The 18,539-nt window shown below is 65.6% G+C and carries 16 protein-coding genes; 8 read left to right on the top strand and 8 right to left on the bottom strand.

Going from position 1 to position 18,539, the window contains the following annotated elements; genetic code table 11:
• Positions 1 to 10: 10 nt before the first annotated feature.
• The gene (locus HNO88_RS11045; RefSeq protein WP_246381593.1) at positions 11 to 2,428 is read right to left on the bottom strand and encodes a TonB-dependent receptor; all 2,418 of its coding nucleotides are present in this window, start codon (positions 2,426 to 2,428) and stop codon (positions 11 to 13) included.
• Between the two features lie 377 nt (positions 2,429 to 2,805).
• Here HNO88_RS11045 and HNO88_RS11040 point away from each other — a divergent pair, with 377 nt between their 5' ends.
• The 7 genes from HNO88_RS11040 to HNO88_RS11010 all read left to right on the top strand — a co-directional run bounded on the left by HNO88_RS11040 (position 2,806) and on the right by HNO88_RS11010 (position 9,577).
• Complete coding sequence (locus tag HNO88_RS11040; RefSeq protein WP_184245059.1) at positions 2,806 to 4,170, top strand: LLM class flavin-dependent oxidoreductase; 1,365 nt, start codon at positions 2,806 to 2,808, stop codon at positions 4,168 to 4,170.
• A 33-nt stretch (positions 4,171 to 4,203) separates the two neighbouring features.
• Complete coding sequence (locus tag HNO88_RS11035; RefSeq protein ID WP_184245057.1) at positions 4,204 to 5,202, top strand: TauD/TfdA dioxygenase family protein; 999 nt, start codon at positions 4,204 to 4,206, stop codon at positions 5,200 to 5,202.
• A gap of 346 nt (positions 5,203 to 5,548) precedes the next feature.
• Entirely contained in the window at positions 5,549 to 5,965 is a 417-nt protein-coding gene (locus tag HNO88_RS11030) for a rhodanese-like domain-containing protein (RefSeq protein WP_184245055.1), read from the top strand.
• A 137-nt stretch (positions 5,966 to 6,102) separates the two neighbouring features.
• Positions 6,103 to 6,546, top strand: a complete 444-nt coding sequence (locus HNO88_RS11025) for an RrF2 family transcriptional regulator (protein WP_184245053.1) — start codon at positions 6,103 to 6,105, stop codon at positions 6,544 to 6,546.
• Between the two features lie 236 nt (positions 6,547 to 6,782).
• The gene (locus tag HNO88_RS11020; RefSeq protein ID WP_184245051.1) at positions 6,783 to 7,859 is read left to right on the top strand and encodes an ABC transporter substrate-binding protein; all 1,077 of its coding nucleotides are present in this window, start codon (positions 6,783 to 6,785) and stop codon (positions 7,857 to 7,859) included.
• Positions 7,860 to 7,913: 54 nt separating this feature from the next.
• The gene (locus HNO88_RS11015) at positions 7,914 to 8,819 is read left to right on the top strand and encodes an ABC transporter permease (protein WP_221419959.1); all 906 of its coding nucleotides are present in this window, start codon (positions 7,914 to 7,916) and stop codon (positions 8,817 to 8,819) included.
• An 8-nt stretch (positions 8,820 to 8,827) separates the two neighbouring features.
• Complete coding sequence (locus HNO88_RS11010) at positions 8,828 to 9,577, top strand: ABC transporter ATP-binding protein (protein ID WP_184245049.1); 750 nt, start codon at positions 8,828 to 8,830, stop codon at positions 9,575 to 9,577.
• Between the two features lie 3 nt (positions 9,578 to 9,580).
• Here HNO88_RS11010 and HNO88_RS11005 read toward each other — a convergent pair whose 3' ends face one another.
• Positions 9,581 to 10,285, bottom strand: a complete 705-nt coding sequence (locus HNO88_RS11005) for a glutamine amidotransferase (protein WP_184245047.1) — start codon at positions 10,283 to 10,285, stop codon at positions 9,581 to 9,583.
• A gap of 58 nt (positions 10,286 to 10,343) precedes the next feature.
• Positions 10,344 to 10,988 (bottom strand): TetR/AcrR family transcriptional regulator, encoded by a 645-nt coding sequence (locus tag HNO88_RS11000; RefSeq protein ID WP_184245045.1) that lies wholly within the window; start codon positions 10,986 to 10,988, stop codon positions 10,344 to 10,346.
• A gap of 226 nt (positions 10,989 to 11,214) precedes the next feature.
• On the opposite strand from HNO88_RS11000, the gene epsC reads away from it, so the two are divergent.
• Positions 11,215 to 12,204, top strand: coding sequence for a serine O-acetyltransferase EpsC (gene epsC, locus HNO88_RS10995; RefSeq protein WP_184245043.1), 990 nt, complete (start codon positions 11,215 to 11,217; stop codon positions 12,202 to 12,204).
• Positions 12,205 to 12,246: 42 nt separating this feature from the next.
• On the opposite strand, the gene paoC is transcribed toward epsC, so the two are convergent.
• The 5 genes from paoC to HNO88_RS10970 all read right to left on the bottom strand — a co-directional run bounded on the left by paoC (position 12,247) and on the right by HNO88_RS10970 (position 18,484).
• Positions 12,247 to 14,466 (bottom strand): aldehyde oxidoreductase molybdenum-binding subunit PaoC, encoded by a 2,220-nt coding sequence (gene paoC, locus HNO88_RS10990; RefSeq protein ID WP_184245041.1) that lies wholly within the window; start codon positions 14,464 to 14,466, stop codon positions 12,247 to 12,249.
• Positions 14,463 to 15,413 (bottom strand): FAD binding domain-containing protein, encoded by a 951-nt coding sequence (locus HNO88_RS10985; protein ID WP_184245039.1) that lies wholly within the window; start codon positions 15,411 to 15,413, stop codon positions 14,463 to 14,465. Before HNO88_RS10985 ends, paoC begins: the two co-directional genes overlap by 4 nt.
• A complete protein-coding gene (gene paoA, locus HNO88_RS10980) occupies positions 15,410 to 16,045 on the bottom strand; it encodes an aldehyde dehydrogenase iron-sulfur subunit PaoA (RefSeq protein ID WP_184245037.1) in 636 nt (211 codons plus the stop codon). The genes HNO88_RS10985 and paoA overlap by 4 nt, the downstream gene beginning before the upstream one ends.
• Positions 16,046 to 16,424: 379 nt before the next feature.
• Entirely contained in the window at positions 16,425 to 17,717 is a 1,293-nt protein-coding gene (locus HNO88_RS10975) for a cobyrinic acid a,c-diamide synthase CobB (RefSeq protein ID WP_184245035.1), read from the bottom strand.
• 179 nt (positions 17,718 to 17,896) lie between these two features.
• Positions 17,897 to 18,484, bottom strand: coding sequence for a hypothetical protein (locus HNO88_RS10970; protein WP_184245033.1), 588 nt, complete (start codon positions 18,482 to 18,484; stop codon positions 17,897 to 17,899).
• Positions 18,485 to 18,539: the final 55 nt, after the last annotated feature.

Raw genomic sequence — 18,539 nt, 5'->3', positions numbered from 1 at the left:
GCCGGCAAGTTCAGTCGATCTTGAAAGAGGCCCGCACCCCGAACGTGCGCGGATCGCCCAGCAGCCAGGTCGGTACGGTGTTGGTGGTGCCCAGCGTCTTGTTCTGGGTGTACTTCTTGTCGAACAGGTTCTTCACCCATAGCGAGAGCGTGAATCGCCCGTCGACCTGCTTGACACCGATGCTGGCATTGGTGAGGCCATAGCTTTTCTGCCCCAGCCAGATCTCCGAACCGGAGTCGCTGAATCGTGTCTTGCCGGTCAGCGCCTGATTGACGAAACCGAACACCGCCACGTCCTGGCCTTGCACCGCGCCGACCGGCCGCTCGAAGTTGACGCCGAAGTTCAGGGTCCAGGGCGGCACGTTGGGGATCTTGCGGCCGGAGAGATCGATCGTCTTGGGCCCGCCCGCATACTGGTAATCCACCGGCGCGCCCGAATTGACGTAGTCCAGGTACTTGGCCTCCAGCACCGCCGCCGCCGTGTGGAACTGCACGCCTTCCGCGACCTGCCAGTTGCCCTCGAGCTCGATCCCGCGCAGCCGCACCTTGGCGATGTTGCCGAGGTAGAGCTTGGGGATATTCGTCCCGGCCGCATCGAAGAAGCTCGAGGTGTCGGTAATCGAGCCCTGGTAGTTCTTGATCGTGTTCTGGTAGGCGTTGACGTTCAAGGTCACACGGTTGGCGAACCAGCTGGACTTGAAGCCCGCCTCGAAGTCCAGCGAGGTTTCCGGCTCGGTGATCACAGGCGTGGCTCCGACCACTGTCGCGCCCGAGTAGACCGGCACGGCCACCGTGTTCACCGCGCCCGATTTCACGCCGCGCGCAACCGAACCGTAGAGCAGCAGGTCGGGCGTAATCTTGAAGCTCGGGTTCACCAGCCAGGACCACGAGTTGTTGCTCTTCTTGTCGGCCAGCGTGAAGTAGCCGCCGAACAGGCTGCGCAGCAGGTTGGTCTGCTGGGCGATCTCGGCTGCGGTCAGCCCCGGCGCGCTGTTGAACGAGAAGCCGGTGTTCGATCCCTTGCGTGTCTCATGGGTGAAGCGCACGCCGGCAGTCAGGTCGAACCAGGGTGCGATATGCACGGTCCCCTGGCCGAAGGCAGCGATGCTCTTGGTGCTGGCGAGGCCCTGCTGGTCGTATTCGAGCCCGTCCAGAACATTGGGGTTGATGGTGATAGGCACGCGCGCGGTGAACGAGGCCGGCAAAGTGGTTCCGTAGAACCCCGCCGCGTCCTTGCCGAAGATGATTCGGTTGTTGGAATCGCGCTTGTCCTTCAGCGCGTAGGCGCCGACCTGCCAGTCGAAGAACGCACCCGGCTTCGATGCCAGCCGAATCTCCTGCGACCAGAACTTGTTGTCGTTGTCGTAGCCCAGGCTGTAGAGATAGAGCCCGTAGCTGCCCTGGCTGTTGCGCGGATAGAGCCGGAAGCTGCGGAACGCAGTCACCGACGTCAGGTCGACACCACCCAGGTCGATGTTGAGCTCGTTCGACACGCCCGTGGTATAGGACGACAGCTGCGACGGATTGGTCGACTCCCCGGTGTAGGGGTCGGTGTCGAGGTTGGTCAGGCCATAGAGCTGCGCCAGCTTGGTCGCGTAGGTGCGATAGGGCGCGCCATTGTTGTAGCGCGTGATCGGCGAGGCGACGATGCCGCCGTAGTTGTTGAACTCGCGCGTTTCCGTGTGGTCGACGATCAGCCGGCTGGAGATGGTGTCGGTCGGCGTCCATAGCAGCTGGCCGCGCACGCCCCAGCGGTTGACGTCCTGGAAGTCGACGGTGCTGCGGCGGTCGTCTTTGATCGGAGGCCAGTTGTTGGGGAAGAAGCCGTCCTGCTTGTCGCGCAGGAAGCTTACGCGGTAGGCCAGCTTGTCCGGGATCAGCGCGCCGGTGGTGTAGCCTCGCACTTGCAGGCTGTTGTAGTTGCCCGCGCTCACCTCCAGCTCGCTCGATGCATCGAAGCTGGGCGCCGCATTGCGCACGATGACCGCGCCTACGGTGGTGTTCTTGCCCAGCAGCGTGCCCTGAGGTCCGCGAGCGACCTCGAGTCCGGCGACATCATAGAGGGGCCCCCAGGCGAAGCCGACGTAGGTGTAGAACACGTTGTCGACGATCAGCCCTACGCCGGACTCCGACCCATCGCTGCCGCCATTGATCCCGCCCACGCCGCGGATCGAAAGCGCCGAAGTGCGTGGGTTCGACGTGTAGGGATTGAAGTTCGGGATCTTCTGCGCGAAGTCCTGCAGTCGATCCAGCTTCTCGGTGCGCACGGTATCCCCGGACAGCGCGCTGATGGAGAGCGGAACGTCCTGCAGCTTCTCGTCGCGATGGCGAGCCGTGACGACGATCGCCTCGCCACCGGCATCGTCTTCGCCGGCCGCCGCCGCAGCCGCAATTTCCGCCTCGCTTTCGGCCGCCTTGACCGGGTTCATGATGCTCACGGCGCAAGCCAGTCCCGTTCCGGCGATCACGGCGTGCCTCGCCGCTCCGACATGGAGGCTTCGGCGAAGCTGCGATACGGCGATCATGGTCATTCCCCCTCAAGTTGTCGTCACAATAGGCATATTCATTCCTACTGAGTTGGTGTAGTTTAAATCTGGTTTGGGCTTGGCTAGATTTTCTTATCCGTCGCGCCAGCCGCCCGATCCGCTGAGCGCCGCCATGGGAAACATCGGATAACACTGAAAAGCTTCGTCATTTAGCGCTGCCGCCGCTACTCCATCAACACACACACGATCAATCTTGACTCACTAAGTAGGATATGAAACCTCTAGGCACGACATCGCGTCGCCAGGAGGTTCCTGATCCCATGACCCAATCCCGCAAGCTGCGCCTCGGCGCGTTCCTGATGGCGAGCGGCCATCACGCCGCCGCCTGGCGCCACCCTGCCTCCCAGGCCGACGCCGGGCTCAACATCGCCCACTATCGCGAGCTCGCGCAGACGGCAGAGCGCGGCAAGCTCGACATGGTCTTCGTCGCCGACAGCCCCGGCGCGGGCCTCAAGGCCGAACCCGAGGCCCTCGCGCGCAGCTCGCAAGGCGCCAAGTTCGAGCCGGTGACGCTCTGGGCCGCGCTCAGCCAGGTGACAGAGCATGTCGGGTTCGTCGCCACCGCCTCCACGACTTACGAGGATCCCTATACCCTCGCGCGCAAGTTCGCGTCGCTCGACTGGATCTCAGGCGGGCGCGCAGCGTGGAACGTGGTCACCACCGGCGCCGATGTGGCGGCGAATTTCGGTTTGGACCGGCACCCCGATCACGCGCTCCGCTACGAGCGCGCCGAGGAGTTCCTGGCCATCACCAAGGCGCTCTGGGACACGTACGAGGACGATGCCTTCGTCCGAGACAAGGCCAGCGGCATCTACGTCGATCCGGACAAGGTGCATTCGATCGAATTCGAAGGCGCGCACTTCAACGTCCGTGGGCTGCTGAACGTCGGCCGGCCGCCGCAGGGCTACCCGGTGATCGTGCAGGCCGGCGCGTCCGAAGCTGGCCGCGATCTCGCCGCCCGCACGTCGGAGGTGATCTTCACCGCCAACCTGACACTGGAGGACGCACAGGAGTTCTACGCCGACGTCAAAGGCCGCCTGCCGCGCTTCGGCCGCAGCCCGGAGCAACTGCTGATCATGCCGGGCATCTTCCCCGTGCTCGGCGGCAGCGAGGCCGAGGCCAAGGCGAACTACGAGGAGATCCAGTCCCTCGTCCATCCCGACACCGCCTGGAACATCCTCACGCGCCACTACCAGGGCGCCGACCTCAGCGCCTATTCGCTCGACGACACGGCGCCGCCGCTGCCCACCGAGACCAACGGCAACAAGAGCCGGCTCAAGCTCGTCACCGACTACGTCGAGCGCGAGCAGCCGACCTTGCTCGAACTCTACCGCACTCTGGCGACGGCACGCGGCCATCGCGTCTTCGTCGGCACGCCGGAGCAGACCGCCGATGCGATCCAATTATGGTTCGAGCAAGGCGCGGCCGACGGCTTCAACATCATGCCCCCGATCCTTCCCAACTGCCTTGCCGACTTCGTCGACCAGGTCGTGCCGATCCTGCAGCGCCGCGGCCTGTTCCGCACCGAATACGAAGGCACGACCTTGCGGGAAAACCTTGGCCTGGAGCGTCCCGCCAACAGCTACGCGCTTGCCGCCGCCGAGGCCCGTGAGGACGCAGCCTGATTTCAGTACCAATACGATGAAGAGGAGCAGACCATGACTACAGATGTGCTCGAACGGGAGGAGACCTCGGTCAACTCCATCGACAATCTCAAGTTCACCCAAGTTACCCCCGTGATCGGCGCCGAAGTCAGCGGCATCGACTTGCGCGAAGAACTGGACGAGCAGACCGTCGCCAAGTTGCGGCGCAAGCTGCTGCGCTACAAGGTGCTGTTCTTCCGCGATCAGCCGATCACCGACGAGCAGCACATCCGCTTCTCCAGCTACTTCGGCGGCGTCACTCCGGCGCACCCGATCACCAACGGCCGCATCGGCGGGCCTGTGCAGATCATGGAAAACGTGAAGTCGGTCCAGCGCGACCGCCCCAGCGTGTTCGATGACGTCCAGAAGAAGCACCTGCGCGCCTTCGGTCGTCCGCGGGAAGGCCGGGGCTGGCACACAGACATCACCTTCGTCGCCAATCCCAGCGACATCACCTTTTTGCGCATCCTCGAAGGCCCAGTGGCCGGCGGCGATACGCTGTTCGTCAACCTGGAGGCGCTGTACAACAGCCTCTCGCCCGCGTTCCGCGATGTGATCGAGAACCTCAAGGCCGTGCATGGCCGCGATGATGCCTTCCGCGGCTACCCGCCCCCGCCGCGCCACGATGGCCGCCCGACCGGCGCCTACCTCTCGCGCCATCCATTGGTGCGCGTGCACCCGGAGACCGGCCACAAGTCGCTGTTCCTGAGCCCCGGCTTCATCAAGTACATCGACGGCTTCAGCGAGGGCGAAAGCGAGGCGCTGCTCACCTACTTGCGCAACGAGCTTGCCGGCCAGGCGCAGATCCAGGCCCGCTTCAACTGGAGCCCGAACTCGATCGTGGTCTGGGACAACCGCGCGACGAGCCACTGGGGCCCGGTCGACTGGGAGCACTTCGAGGAAGAGCGCATCGTGCGCCGCACTACGGTGGGCACCAGCACGCCGGTAGGCCCGGACGGCTACGTCTCGGAGCAGATCTCGGGCGACTTGTTCTACACGCTCGACGACCAATGATCGGTCTGGTCCCCTTGCTCGCCGGCAGGGGGACCACGGCGCTGTGTGTCCGCGTGGCCGTGCAGCTCGTGCGGTCGCTAAAGCCGATCTACGCCGTGCAACAGTCGATCTAGCCTGGCTCTTGTCTACCTTTATGGTAGAACAACCGAGCTGCGGCATGAGGCATTCGCCTCCGGTCGCGGCTCGGATGCGATGCACGAACTCAGGCGACAACGTCCAGGTCTCGTGGCTCCTGAACCCGGGAGACGAACGATGACGAAAGCGAACAAGCACGAACCGACCGACCTGCCCGCATGCGCAATGCCGCCGCGCGCACCTTTCGCGACCTGCAAGCGGGAGGGTCGTGATGCCTGACTACCATGACCTGCACGAACTCGCCGACCGCGCGCGCCGCCGGATCCGCGAGATCTCACCCGGCGAGGCCCGCGCCAAACTCGCGGAAGGCGCATTGCTGATCGATGTGCGCGACGAGGACGAACTGCTGCGCAATCCACCGCTTGGTGGCGCTCTCCACCTCAGCCGCGGCCGGCTCGAGTACCTGATCACCGATGCGGTGGACAGCAAGGACGATCCGCTGGTGATCTACTGCGCCGGAGGCAACAGAGGCGCACTGGCGACGTGGAGCCTGCAGAGCCTTGGCTACACGCGGGTCTTCAACGTGCGCGGCGGCCTGCATGCCTGGCGCGAAGACATTGGCGAGCCATGGTTTCCGCCCGGTTGGGAGCGCGGCGGCAGCTTCGATGCAGGCGCTCATCCGACCTGACGGGTGCGCCTTGCGGGCTCCGTTGCCGGACGCGCTCTGCGGGTTGCGACGGCTTGGCGCTTGACATATATCCGCCGCGATCCGGTCGTCGGCGCGCCAGCGGTTGCGTGCAAGACCTTGCAAGGTGTCCACTCCGCATGCTTTCCCAACGCGGCCGGTATGCGCTGAAGGCTCTTCTGAATATCGCCAGAGCCAAGGGAGCGACGCGGCAGGTCTCGTTGATCTCCGAACAAGAGAAGATTCCGCGCAAGTTCCTGGAATCGATCATGTCCGATTTGCGCCGGATCGGCCTGGTCAAGAGCACGCGCGGCAATATGGGCGGCTATCAGCTGGCACGCCCGGCCGACCTGATCACCTTCGGCGAAGTGGTGCGCATCACCGACGGCCCCTTGGCGATGCTGCCTTGCGTCAGCCGTAACTTCTACCAACGCTGCGAAGACTGCACCGACGAGCAGTTGTGCCAGCTGCGTGCACTCTTCGCCGAAGTGCGCGAACAGACCACCAGCATCCTCGACAACCGCACGCTCGCCGACGCCTTGCGCGAGGAAGCCACCAGCGGACTGGCACAAGTCGACGGCTGAGCCTTGCGGGGCCCTCGCCTGCCACGAGGGCCTGAGCGTCAGAGTGCCGGATTGCGAGCTGGCTTTCATAGCATCCTCGTAGGTTTTCCCAACGTACGAGCCCGCCTTGTGGATCGTACCGCCAGTTCCTGACTCTAGCAATCGCAGCCTATTTCTGCTTCGCGCCGCTGTTGCAAACAGCGCTTGACGATTCAATTCATATCAGTTCAGTATGAAAGGATAAACAGGAGTCTCGAGTGGCGCTTCGATCGATACGTGGCCGTGACCTGGGAACGATCATCTCGATTGCCTTGGTCGTGCTCGCGTTCATTCCGCTGTTAGTGCATCTGTTCCGCGGTGACGCGGCGCAGGCTGCCGGCCTCTCGCTCGACGCGCCGATCCCAGACAAGGTGCCTGCCGGAACCACCCTCGTCGTGGGCGATCCGCTGACGCAGAAGGTGCTGGAACGCAACGGCTGGTTGAAGGAACTGCCGTTCAAGGTGCAGTTCGCCCAGATCACCGGTGGCCCGGGCGTGACCGAGGCGTTCCAGGCCAAGGCGCTCGACATCGGCTCTGCCGCGAACATCCCTCCGATCCACGGCGTGTGGGTGGGCATTCCGGTAAAGATCGTCGCCTGGCGCTTCCGCACCGAACCCTGGCGCTATCCGCTCTACACGATCGGCACGGCGCCGGGCAGCTCGATCCACGACGTGGCCGACCTCCGGGGCAAGCGCATCGCCTACAGCCCGGGCCAGGCGCAGGGTTTCGTCGTGCTGAGTACGCTCGCCAAGGCAGGCATCCGGCAGGAGGAGGTCACGCTCGTCGATCTTCCCGCCGCGACGGACACCTACATCGGCGCGCTCGCCGCCAGGCAGATCGACGCCGCGCCGATCGGAGCCGGCCTGCAAGCACGCCGCTACTTGTCGAAGTACGGCGCGGACGGCGCGAAGGTCATCGGCCACGGCAGCTTCCGCGACGATCCGAGTGTGCTCTACGTGCGGACCGAAACCTTGCGCGACCCTGCCAAGGCTGCCGCCATCCAGGCCTACGTCAAGCTCTGGGCTCTTGCGCAAGTCTGGATCGACACGCATCCCAAGGAATGGGCCGAACTCTACTATGTCCAGGACCAGGGCCTCAGCCGCGCCGATGCCGACCTGATCATTCGCGAGAGCGGACGGTCCGACATCCCGCGTGACTGGACGCAGGCCATAACCGTGGAACAGCAGACGATCGACTTCATGGCCCGCGAGATGGACAAGACGCCCTTCCCCGCCGCCGACATCTTCGACCGCCGCTTCGAGCGCGTCGCCGCCGATGCGATCGGCCGGTCATAGTGCACCCGCTTCCCTCCGCCGCACCTTCCGAAGGCTGAGCAAGGACCATCGATCATGGCATCCACGGCAGAACTGCTCCACCCGCCCTTTCCCAAGCACCCCGGCCCTCTACCTGGACTGGGCTACCACCGCCCCAGACCGGTGCTGGAGACCATGCCGACCGTGCCCCCGCTGCAACGAGGCAAGTACCGCCTCGGCCTGCCAAGGGCGTGGACTTACGGTTGGCTGCTGGGTCCGGCAATGCTGCTGGCCTACTGGGCGGTAGGCTCCACCAGCGGCTTCATCGACAGCCGCATCCTGCCCGCCCCATGGGTCGCAGTGACCACAGGCATCGACCTGCTGCAGGACGGCCGCCTGCACCACAACGTGCTCGTCTCCGCCTTGCGCGCAGCCCAGGGCCTGTTCTTCGGCGCCACGCTGGGTGTGGCTGTGGCCTTTCTCTCCGGACTCAGCCTGGTCGGCGGCTACTTGTTCGACAGCGTCATCCAGCTTAAGCGGGCGATCCCTACGCTGGCCTTGATCCCCTTCTTCATCCTGTGGTTCGGCGTGGGCGAGACCATGAAGGTGACGATGATCGGCGTCTTCGTCTTCCTGCCCATCTACGTCCACACCCACAATGCCCTGCGCGGGATCGACTTGCGCTTTGTCGAACTCGCCGAGACGATGCGCATCAGCTATCTGGAATACTTGCGTCACGTCGTGCTGCCGGGCGCCCTGCCGGGCATCATGCTGGGCCTGCGCTTCGGAGTCATGGCCGCGTGGGTCAGCCTGGTGGTGGTCGAGCAGATCAACACCACGAGCGGCATTGGCTACATGATCAACCTGGCGCGCAACTATGCGCAGTCCGACGTCATGCTGGTGGGCCTGTTGCTCTATGCCGTGCTCGGCCTAGCGTCGGATTTCGCCGTGCGCCTCGTCGAGAGGAAGGTGCTTTCCTGGCGTCGGACGCTCGGCCAATGAGCGGGACCATGCACACCGGCCCGATCGTGCGCGTCAGAAACCTCGTTAGACGCTTCACTGTCAAGGGCGTGCTCAATGGGCTCGATCTCGACATCGCGCCGGGCGAGTTCATCGCGCTTCTTGGCCGTAGCGGATCGGGCAAGAGCACCCTTTTGCGGGCGATCGCCGACCTCGACCACGAGGCCACCGGAAGTGGGGACTTGTTCGTGCCGGAGCGCATCTCGGTGGTGTTCCAGGACTCGCGACTGCTCCCCTGGCGCCGCCTGATCGACAACGTCATTCTCGGCCTGCGCGGATCGGATGCCCGGGAGCGCGGGTTGAAAGCACTGGCGGAAGTGGGTCTCGCCGGCCGCGAAACCGCCTGGCCGCACGAACTCTCCGGCGGCGAGCAGCAGCGGGTCGCCCTCGCCCGCTCGCTGGTGCGCGACCCCGAACTGCTGCTGGCCGACGAGCCATTCGGCGCCCTGGACGCACTGACCCGGATCAAGATGCACGGGCTGGTCAAGCGGCTGGTGAGCATCCACAATCCGGCGGTGCTGCTCGTCACCCATGACGTGGACGAGGCGATTGCGCTCGCCGATCGGATCATCGTCCTCGATCAAGGCGTTATCGTGGCCGATCTGCCGAACGCGCATCATGACGATGACATCGAGCAGCTGGAGCACACCGCCGCCACACGCCGCCTCTTGCTGCGGCATCTCGGCGTCGGCCACGATGGTCGTGCGCTCGCGCCCGAAGCGGTGGACGCGGCGCACTGAGGATCAGGCGAGCCCCTTGAGCCACTCGGCGATCATCGCCTGACCCGCGGCGACGGCCGCGGGGCCAAGCCGGTCATGAGCAGCGCGCATGCTGGCTTCGTCGTGGCCGGCCTCTATGACGGACTCCGGCCACTGCTCGATCCAGTCGTTGAAGCGGGGATCCAGACCCATCTCGGCATGGAACTGCAGCGCCAGGATGTTCGGCCCGCGTCGGAAGGCCTGGTGCTTGTACACGTGGCTGGAGGCGAGCAGCTCGACGCCCTCGGGCAACGTGAACGTATCGCCATGCCAGTGCAGCACGGGAACGCCGACCAGGTGGCGCAGCGGGCTGGCAAGGGCATGGTCATGCACCCTGATCGGGTGGAAGCCGACCTCCTTGGCGGGGCCGGGATAGACCTCAGCCCCCATCGCCGCCGCCATCATCTGCGCGCCGAGGCACACGCCCAGCGTCGGCCGGTCAGCCGCGAGACGCTCGGCCAGCCGCTCGATCTGCGTCGCGATCCAGGGATAGTTATCCTGCTCATAGACGCCCATCGGTCCACCCATCATGATCACCAGATCATGGCGCGTCAGGTCAAGGCTGGCGAACACCGGATCGCTCACGTCGATACGGTCGACACGATAGCCGGCGGACTCAATCGGCTCGCGATAGGCGGCGACGCCCTCGTAAGGCACGTGGCGGATGATGAGCGCGGTCTTGTGAGTCATCGGGCCTCCTTACCGACCTGTCCCGAGCGGTCCAGCAGTCCGACGGGCTTGCACCATGTCAGCGGCTGCCGCCCAGGCCGTTCACGAAGAAGTCCGCCAGGGCGGCCGACATCTCCGCCTCGTCACCGCTATGCGCCGGGAACAGCCAGTCGCGAAACAACACCACGGCCAGCACCGCCGCGAACGAAACCCGCACGATCGTGTCTGAGCGCTGCTTGGACAGGTCCTGCGTGTTGCGCGCCAGGTGTTCGGAACCCAGATCGAAATAGGTGCGCAGGCCGGCCACGCCAGCCACCCCCTCCACTTGCCCACCGTCGACGAGTTGCGCCGCCAGCAGCGGCACCAGCATCTCACGGTTGGTCTCGATGAACGTCATCAGGTCGGCGATGTAGGCCTGGGTGTCGGGGAGCGAATTGTGCTTACCCGGGTGCGCCATCTGAAAGCGGGTATCGTTGAAGATCGCGAACGCATCGTCGAGCGGCTCGAAGACCGCAGCGCGAAACAACGCCGCCTTGGATTCGAACATCCGGAACAGCTGCGTCTCGGTGACTCCCGCGCCCCGTGCGATGGCGGCGGTGGTCGCGCCCGAGTAGCCGGCGTCTCTGAATTCTGCACGCGCAGACGTCAGGATCAGATCGCGCAGCTGCGCGCTGCTGCGCCTCGTCCGCCGGCGCGGCTTCGTGTTGGAACTTTCCTCGCTCACACGAAATCCTTACGCGGAACTCTTCGCCGGGGCAAAGCGGCCTGGTCGGCGGGTTGACGAGTAATGTCTATAATATTAGTGGGGTATTTAGACGCCACGCCTCCGGTCGCACTACGATGTACCGGAGCGCGTCGCCGCGCCGACAGGTCAGTCACGAACATCAAGGACACTACGTGGAAGAGAGCCAGCCACTCCGCGCACGGCCGAGCCACCGAGGATAAGCCGTATGGAGAACCTGCCCGATCGATCCAGTGCGCCGTTGCCGGCAGACGCATCCGCCCAGGCCGAGGCGGACTTATGGAACGTACAAGGGATCGTCGGCCAACTAGCGGAGATCCGGCGCAAGTGGCGCACCGTCAACGCCCAGCATGCCGAGTATGGCGTGGAGAGCTTTCCTTCGCGCGTGCGCCTGGCCAAAGTGGTCGAGGAGCTGTGCGGCGCGCTCTTTCCGCTGCGTCTGGGCCCTGACTTCGTTCGCCTCCACAACGAGGACACATTCGTCACGCAGACGCTGCAGATCGCCTTCAGCCGCCTGCAGGCGCAAGTGCGGCTGGAGCTGACTTACTCCAGCCCGGACGATGGCCGCGACATCAACGATGACCGCGCGACGCAGATCGTGCTGGCCTTGGGGCGCGAGCTGCCGGAGATCCGCCGGTTGCTCGACATCGATATCGAGGCGGCGTTCCGCGGCGATCCCTCCGCCCGTAGCCTCGACGAAGTGCTGATCTGCTTTCCGGGCCTGCTGGCGATCATCCACCATCGGCTCGCGCACAAGCTGCACCTGCTGGGCGCGCCGCTGGTGGCGCGGATCATTTCGGAGATCTCGCATGGGCAGACCGGGATCGACATCCATCCCGGCGCGCAGATCGGCGAAGGGTTCTTCATCGATCACGGCACCGGGGTCGTCATTGGCGAGACGGCGATCCTGGGCGACAACGTGCGCATCTACCAAGGCGTGACTTTGGGTGCGAAGAACTTCCCGCTCGGGCCCACGGGCGCCCTGATCAAGTCGCTGCCGCGCCATCCGGTGATCGAGAACAACGTGGTGATCTACGCGGGCGCCACGATCCTGGGCCGGGTGACGATCGGCGCGGGGTCCGAGATCGGCGGCAATGTCTGGCTGACGCATGACGTGCCGCCGTTCAGCCGCGTCTACCAGGCGCGCGAGCAGAACCTGGTCATTCGCCCCAGTTCCGAGGACGAGGCCCCCGCCTGACCAGCCAGGCGGGGGACGACATGCTTGAAGCAAGCCAGCCGCTCAGGCGATAGAGGGCAAGCGCTCCAGGTGCTTCTCCAGCGTGATCGGATAGTCGCGCACGCGCACGCCGGTTGCGTTGTAGATCGCATTCGCCACTGCCGCGCCGACGCCGCACAGGCCCAGTTCTCCCACGCCCTTGGCTTTCAGCGGATTGGCCGTGGCATCCGCTTCGTCCAGGAAGATGACCTCCTGGTGCGGGATGTCGGCGTGCACCGGCACTTCGTAACCGGCAAGATCGTGGTTGACGAAGAAACCGAAGCGGGTGTCGACCGCCAGTTCCTCCATCAGCGCGCCGCCGACCCCCATGGTCATGGCACCGATCACCTGACTGCGTGCGGTCTGCGGGTTGAGGATGCGCCCCGCTGCACAGACCGCCAGCATGCGACGTACCCGCGTGACACCGGTGTAGGCGTCGACACCGACTTCCACGAAGTGAGCGCCGAAGGTGGACTGCTGAAAGGTCTTGCCCAGCTTGCCGAACTCGATCCTGTCTTCGCCCAGCAGCTCGCCGTCTTGTGCAGCCTGCGTCAGCGGCAATGCCCGATTGCCACTCCTGACCTGGCCGTCCTCGAAGGCGACATCGGCCGCGTTGAAGCCAAGGCGCTGGGCGACCGCCTCGCGCAGCTTGACGCAAGCCGCATAGACACCCGAAGTCGCATTCGCCGCACCCCATTGTCCGCCCGAGCCGGCCGAGGCCGGGAAGCTCGAGTCACCCAGCTTCACGACCACCTTGTCGAGCGGCAGGCCCATCATCTCGGCAGCCGTCTGTGCCATGATGGTGTAGCTGCCCGTGCCGATGTCGGTCATGTCGCTTTCGACGGTCACGACACCGTCGCGGCCCAATCGCACTCTCGCGCCGGACGGCCGGGAAACATGGTTGCGGAAGGCCGCGGCCACGCCCATGCCGACCAGCCAGCGCCCATCGCGAACCTGCGCGGGCTTGGCGCGGCGCTTGTCCCAGCCGAAACGCTCTGCGCCTTCCTGCATGCAGCGGATGAGGTTGCGCTCGGAGAACTTGCGCGTCGGCGTCTTGGGATCGACCTGCGTGTCGTTCTTGATGCGAAACGCGATGGGATCCATGCCGAGCTGCTCGGCCATCTCGTCGATCGCAATTTCTAGCGCCATCATGCCCGGCGCCTCGCCGGGCGCGCGCATCGCGTTCCCTTCCGGCAGATCGAGCACGGCCAGCCGCATCGAGGTCAGCCGATTGGCGCCGGCATAGAGCAGTTCGGTCTGGTTCACCGCCGTTTCCGGGCCGCCGTTCTCGAGGTCGCCCGATCCGCTCTCATGCGCGATCGCGGTGATCGTGCCGTCCTTGGTCGCCCCAATCCGCACGCGCTGGCGCGTTGCCGGGCGGTGCGTGGTGTTGTTGGCCATCAAAGGACGCTGCAGCGCCAGCTTGACCGGCCGCTTCGCGGCCCTCGCCGCGAGAGCCGCCATCAAGGCGTCGGCGCGCAGGAACAGCTTGCCGCCAAAGCCGCCGCCGACGTAGGGCGAGATGAGGCGCACCTTCTCCTTGGGGATGCCGAGCGTCTTGGCCATGTCCGCCTTGTTCCAGGCAATCATCTGGTTCGAGGTCCAGAGCGTCAGCTCGTCACCCTGCCATGCCGCGATCGTGGCGTGCGGCTCCATCATCGCGTGGCTCTGATCGGGCGTGGTGTAGCGCTGGTCCAACTTGACCGGCGCTGCGCCAAACGCCTCCTCGAACTTGCCCACACGGTGCTCGGGCGAAGACCCGCTGCCCTCCTGGCTGTCGCCGCCGGTCAGCGGCGCCGTCTTCAGCAGCTCGTCGAGATCGAAGCGCCCGTCGCCGCGCTCGTAGTCGACACGGACCAGCGCGGCGGCGGCACGCGCCTGTTCGAAGGTTTCCGCCACGACGACGGCGACTGCCTGGTGGTAGTGATCGACTTCGGGGCCACCCAGCAGCTTGGCGGTGTTCCTGTCGCCCTTGCCGAGTGGGCCCGCGTCCTGCGCAGTCACGATCGTCACTACGCCGGGCGCGCGCCGCGCTTCGTCCAGCCCTAGCGACTTGATGCGCCCCTTGCCGACCGCCGAACCCACGACATAGCCGTAGGCGACGTTCGGCACCTCACGATGGTGCTCGTAGGCGTACGTCGCCAGGCCGCTGGTCTTGAGCGGCCCGTCGATGCGATCGTGCGCTTGCCCAACGACCTTCAGGCGATCGATGGGATTGGTCTGTGCGGGTGTCTCGAACTTCATGCGGCCCTCGCCTGTGCCATGACGCCCGCCAGCGTTCTTTCGACGAGCGGGATTTTGAATGCATTGTCCTGTGTCGGCTTCGCGCCTGCCAGCAGCTCGCCGGCCGCGGCCTTCGCGCCGCGCGACATCGCAGCATCGGCAGCGTCGACCCGCCAGGGCTTGTGGGCAACGCCGCCCACGGCCACTCGGCCACTGCCATCGCTCTGGATCACCGCGGCGACCGAGACGACGGCGAAGGCATAGGACGCGCGGTCACGCACCTTCTCGTAGATCTGCGTGCCACCGATCGGCTTGGGCAAGGTCACGGCAGTGATCAATTCGCCCGCGGTCAGTGTCGTCTCGATATGCGGTGTGTCGCCGGGCAGGCGGTGGAACTCGGCGATGGGGATCGCACGCGTCCGGCCTTGCGGGTTCACCGTCTCGACCACGGCATCGAGCGCGCGCATGGCGACCGCCATGTCGGACGGGTGCGTGGCGATGCAAGCCTCGCTGGAGCCGACGACCGCAAGTTGGCGCGAGTATCCGCCCAGCGCGCCGCAGCCCGAACCCGGCTTGCGCTTGTTGCACGGCATGTTCGGGTCGTAGAAATAAGGGCATCGCGTGCGCTGGAGCAGATTGCCCGCCGTGGTCGCCTTGTTGCGCAGTTGTCCGCTTGCGCCCGCGACTGTCGCTCGGGTGAGCAGCGGATAGTCGCGCCGCACGCGCTGATCGGCCGCCATGGCGGTGTTGGTGACCAGAGCGCCGATGCGCAGGCCGCCGTCCGGCGTGGGCTCGATCTTGTCGAAACCCAGGTCCTGCACGTCGATCAGGTGCGTGGGCGCCTCGATCTCGATCTTCATCAAGTCGAGCAAATTGGTGCCACCGGCCAGGAACTTGGCGCCCGGCCTGGCCGCGGCGCGTGCAGCGGCGACCGGATCCTTCGCGCGCTCGTACGTGAAAGCCTTCATGCCTTGGCTCCTGCGACTTCGGCCATAGCCTCGGCGATGTTCGAGTAAGCACCACAGCGGCAGATGTTGCCGCTCATGCGCTCACGCAATTCCATGTTCGTCACTTGTGGTGCCTGGGAAATATCCGCCTGCACGTGGCTGGGAATGCCCTGCCGGATCTCGTCGAGGACGCCCACGGCCGAGCAGATCTGGCCAGGCGTGCAGTAGCCGCACTGGAAGCCATCGTGCTTCACGAAGGCAGCCTGCATGGGGTGGAGGTTATCCGGAGTTCCCAGGCCTTCGATGGTGGTGATCTCGTCGCCTTCATGCTGGAGCGCGAGGCTGAGGCACGAGTTGATCCGCTGGCCGTTCACGATCACCGTGCAGGCGCCGCATTGCCCATGGTCGCAGCCCTTCTTGGTGCCGGTGAGATGCAGATGCTCGCGCAGGGCATCGAGCAAGGTGGTGCGCGGATCGAGCCTCAGCGCCTGAGCCTTGCCGTTCACCCGAAATGCGACTTGCGAGCTTGGCACCGCGCCGCGGGTTACGGCCGATGGGGCGGCGATCGCCGGGGTGGACGCGACCACTGCTCCCCCGGCACCGACCGCGAGCACACCGCGGCGCGATGTTTCGAATTCAGGCAATTCGGGCATTACGTATTCCTTCGGCAGCCGCGATCCCGGTCGCGGCATGAGACAAACTCGGCAGACACGATGAAGTGCCTTGGAATCTCGTTCAGCGAGAAAGCGGCTCACGCCTGGCACGGTTGCGGCAGCATGAGTGCCCCTTCGGGCAGGAGCTCCGGCAATGGGTCGGAGCGGAGCCCATCGGCGGCCTTCTGTGATGCGTCCGCAAGATCGCCATGAATTTTTCGGACAGGCCGTAGTTAGGTGCAGCAAACCGCGTCGACAATCCCACGCTTCTTCAACAGCGTGTTGATCGCCGCCTCAGCCCGTTGGCAAGGTGGAAAAAAGCGATGGCGGGCAGAGACGTTTTACCTCCCCCAGCTGCGAAGCCTCCGGGCGTGACGTCTCAGCGGCCGAAGATCTCGGCGACGGCGCGGGGGGCGGACGCGAAGTAGAGGTGCATGTACGTCGCGGTGAGCGCACCCTGCCGGTAGATCCCCTCGCCCGGTCGGCCATCCGGCCTCACGGCTTGCCAGGTTGCCGCGACAGGCGTTTCCAGCTTCGAGTAGTGAAAGGTATGCCCGCGCAAGATGCCCTTCGGCATGGAGGCTTGCTGCAGCCCCAGCGCGGCGAGGCGCGGCTGCATCGTCGCCACGCCCGGAAGCAGCCCGGCAAGCGGGACGCGCCGACCTTGACCGTCGTCCAGCTCGTCTAGAGCGTAGAGCATACCGCCGCACTCGGCCAGGATCGGCTTACCTGCCTGGTGATGTTCCCGGATCGCAGCGATCATTGACCGGTTGTCGGCCAGCGCCTGGAGGTGCAGCTCGGGGTAGCCTCCGGGAAGCCACAGGGCCTCGCACGCGGGCAGGTCCGCATCGTGCAGCGGCGAGAAGAAGCAAGGCTCCGCCCCCATGTCGCGCAGCCATGCCAGGTTCGCCGGATAGATGAAGCCGAACGCCGCGTCGCGCGCAACGGCGATGCGGGTGCCCTGCAACAGCCGCGCGAGAGGTTCCGAAGCCATCGGAGGATCGAAGCGGACCGGAGGCGGCAGCCAGTTCGCGCCTGGTGGCAGCGCTGCTGCCGACCTGGCGATCCGCGCGTCGATGTCATCAACTTCGCTCGCCTGTACCAGGCCCAGGTGACGTTCGGGGAGCGCCGCCTCCGCATCGCGCGGCAAGGCGCCAAGCCATTGTACATCTGTCGGCACACTCGCCTCCAGCATGGCAGCATGCCTCGCGCTGCCGACGCGATTGGCAAGCACCGCGGCGAGATGCAACTCGGTCCGGTATGTCGCCAGTCCCTGGACCATCGCGCCAAACGTCTGCGCCATGGCGGACGCATCGATCACCGCGAGGACCGGCAACCCGAAGCGAACCGCGAGGTCGGCGGCGGAAGGTTCGCCATCGAACAGACCCATGACACCTTCGACCAAAATCAGGTCCGCCTCGCAGGCTGCCTCATGCAGCAAGCGGCGGCACTCCGCATCGCCGACCATGAACAAGTCGAGCTGGCAGACCGGCGCACCGCTGGCCTGCTCCAGGATCATGGGATCGAGGAAGTCGGGCCCGCACTTGAACACGCGGACCCGACGGTCGGCATCGCGATGCAAGCGGGCGAGCGCGGCGGTAACCGTCGTCTTGCCCTGCCCGGATGCCGGCGCCGAGATCATGAAAGCCGCGCAAGAGGCTGCACTGCTCACAGGTCGATCCCGAATGGGTCTTTCACACCTGCGTGCGAGGCGCGCTCACCCAAGCTTCGGCCGCCCTTGTCGACTTGGAACAAGGCCACCGTGCGCGCGCTGATTGCCGCAGTCGGCGGGCTCAGCAGGCCCTTTGTCCGGCTCCGCGCGGCGGCATCCCTCTTCGCGAGCTTCCTCGATCACCGTGCCGAGACCCGGCGCAGTTCGGGGCGGGCGACGAGCAGCGCGATGTACGCCGCAGCGCCGACGCCCGACCACAGCAACGTGGCGAGCAGCGTGCCGGGAAAGTACTTCTGCAAGCGCGGCAGGAACTCGGCCAGCGTCGGGTCTGGGTAGCGACCACCCAGGAAGTAGAAGCCCCCGCTGGAGAACAGGTTGGAGACGAAGGTCGCTACCAGCAGCACGACGGCAGCGGGCAGCAGCGCCGACAGACGCTCGCCGAGGCGCTCCGCGACCATGCGACCGGCAAGCCACATCGTGCCGTAGGCAGGCAGGAGCATCCAGTAAGCGGGCGTGAAGCAGAAGCCCGAGCCGCCCAGGACGTAGATCCGCCACACGTCGATCACGAACCCGAGTGCGAACAGGCCGGCAAAGGCTGCGACGCGACGCACGAGGTAGCCAAGCACGAAGAAGCTCGCGAGGCTGGTGTCGGGGAGATGCACGACATGGCTGAGCGAATGGGTGCGGGTGACGAGCATGACCGCGGCAAGGAGTGCGAAGGCGAGAAGGTCGAAGCGGGGCGATGTCAGCGAAAGACGACGGTCCATGAGGAGGACTCCGTTTGGGATCGTTGAAAGGCGACGCGGCTGCAAGGCGCCGGGC

The organism is Novosphingobium chloroacetimidivorans (assembly GCF_014204535.1).
Lineage (GTDB): Bacteria > Pseudomonadota > Alphaproteobacteria > Sphingomonadales > Sphingomonadaceae > Novosphingobium > Novosphingobium chloroacetimidivorans.
The sequence above is the reverse complement of the archived record's forward strand: the minus strand, read 5'-3'. Positions and strand labels throughout refer to the sequence as shown.

Coding starts and splice junctions, on each gene's coding strand:
- HNO88_RS11010 (WP_184245049.1), top strand. CDS start 8,828: ATGCACACCGGCCCGATCGTGCGCGTCAGAAACCTCGTTAGACGCTTC.
- HNO88_RS11025 (WP_184245053.1), top strand. CDS start 6,103: ATGCTTTCCCAACGCGGCCGGTATGCGCTGAAGGCTCTTCTGAATATC.
- HNO88_RS10970 (WP_184245033.1), bottom strand. CDS start 18,484: ATGGACCGTCGTCTTTCGCTGACATCGCCCCGCTTCGACCTTCTCGCC.
- paoC (WP_184245041.1), bottom strand. CDS start 14,466: ATGAAGTTCGAGACACCCGCACAGACCAATCCCATCGATCGCCTGAAG.
- HNO88_RS11005 (WP_184245047.1), bottom strand. CDS start 10,285: ATGACTCACAAGACCGCGCTCATCATCCGCCACGTGCCTTACGAGGGC.
- HNO88_RS10985 (WP_184245039.1), bottom strand. CDS start 15,413: ATGAAGGCTTTCACGTACGAGCGCGCGAAGGATCCGGTCGCCGCTGCA.
- HNO88_RS11040 (WP_184245059.1), top strand. CDS start 2,806: ATGACCCAATCCCGCAAGCTGCGCCTCGGCGCGTTCCTGATGGCGAGC.
- paoA (WP_184245037.1), bottom strand. CDS start 16,045: ATGCCCGAATTGCCTGAATTCGAAACATCGCGCCGCGGTGTGCTCGCG.
- HNO88_RS11035 (WP_184245057.1), top strand. CDS start 4,204: ATGACTACAGATGTGCTCGAACGGGAGGAGACCTCGGTCAACTCCATC.
- HNO88_RS11045 (WP_246381593.1), bottom strand. CDS start 2,428: ATGAACCCGGTCAAGGCGGCCGAAAGCGAGGCGGAAATTGCGGCTGCG.
- epsC (WP_184245043.1), top strand. CDS start 11,215: ATGGAGAACCTGCCCGATCGATCCAGTGCGCCGTTGCCGGCAGACGCA.
- HNO88_RS11030 (WP_184245055.1), top strand. CDS start 5,549: ATGCCTGACTACCATGACCTGCACGAACTCGCCGACCGCGCGCGCCGC.
- HNO88_RS11015 (WP_221419959.1), top strand. CDS start 7,914: ATGGCATCCACGGCAGAACTGCTCCACCCGCCCTTTCCCAAGCACCCC.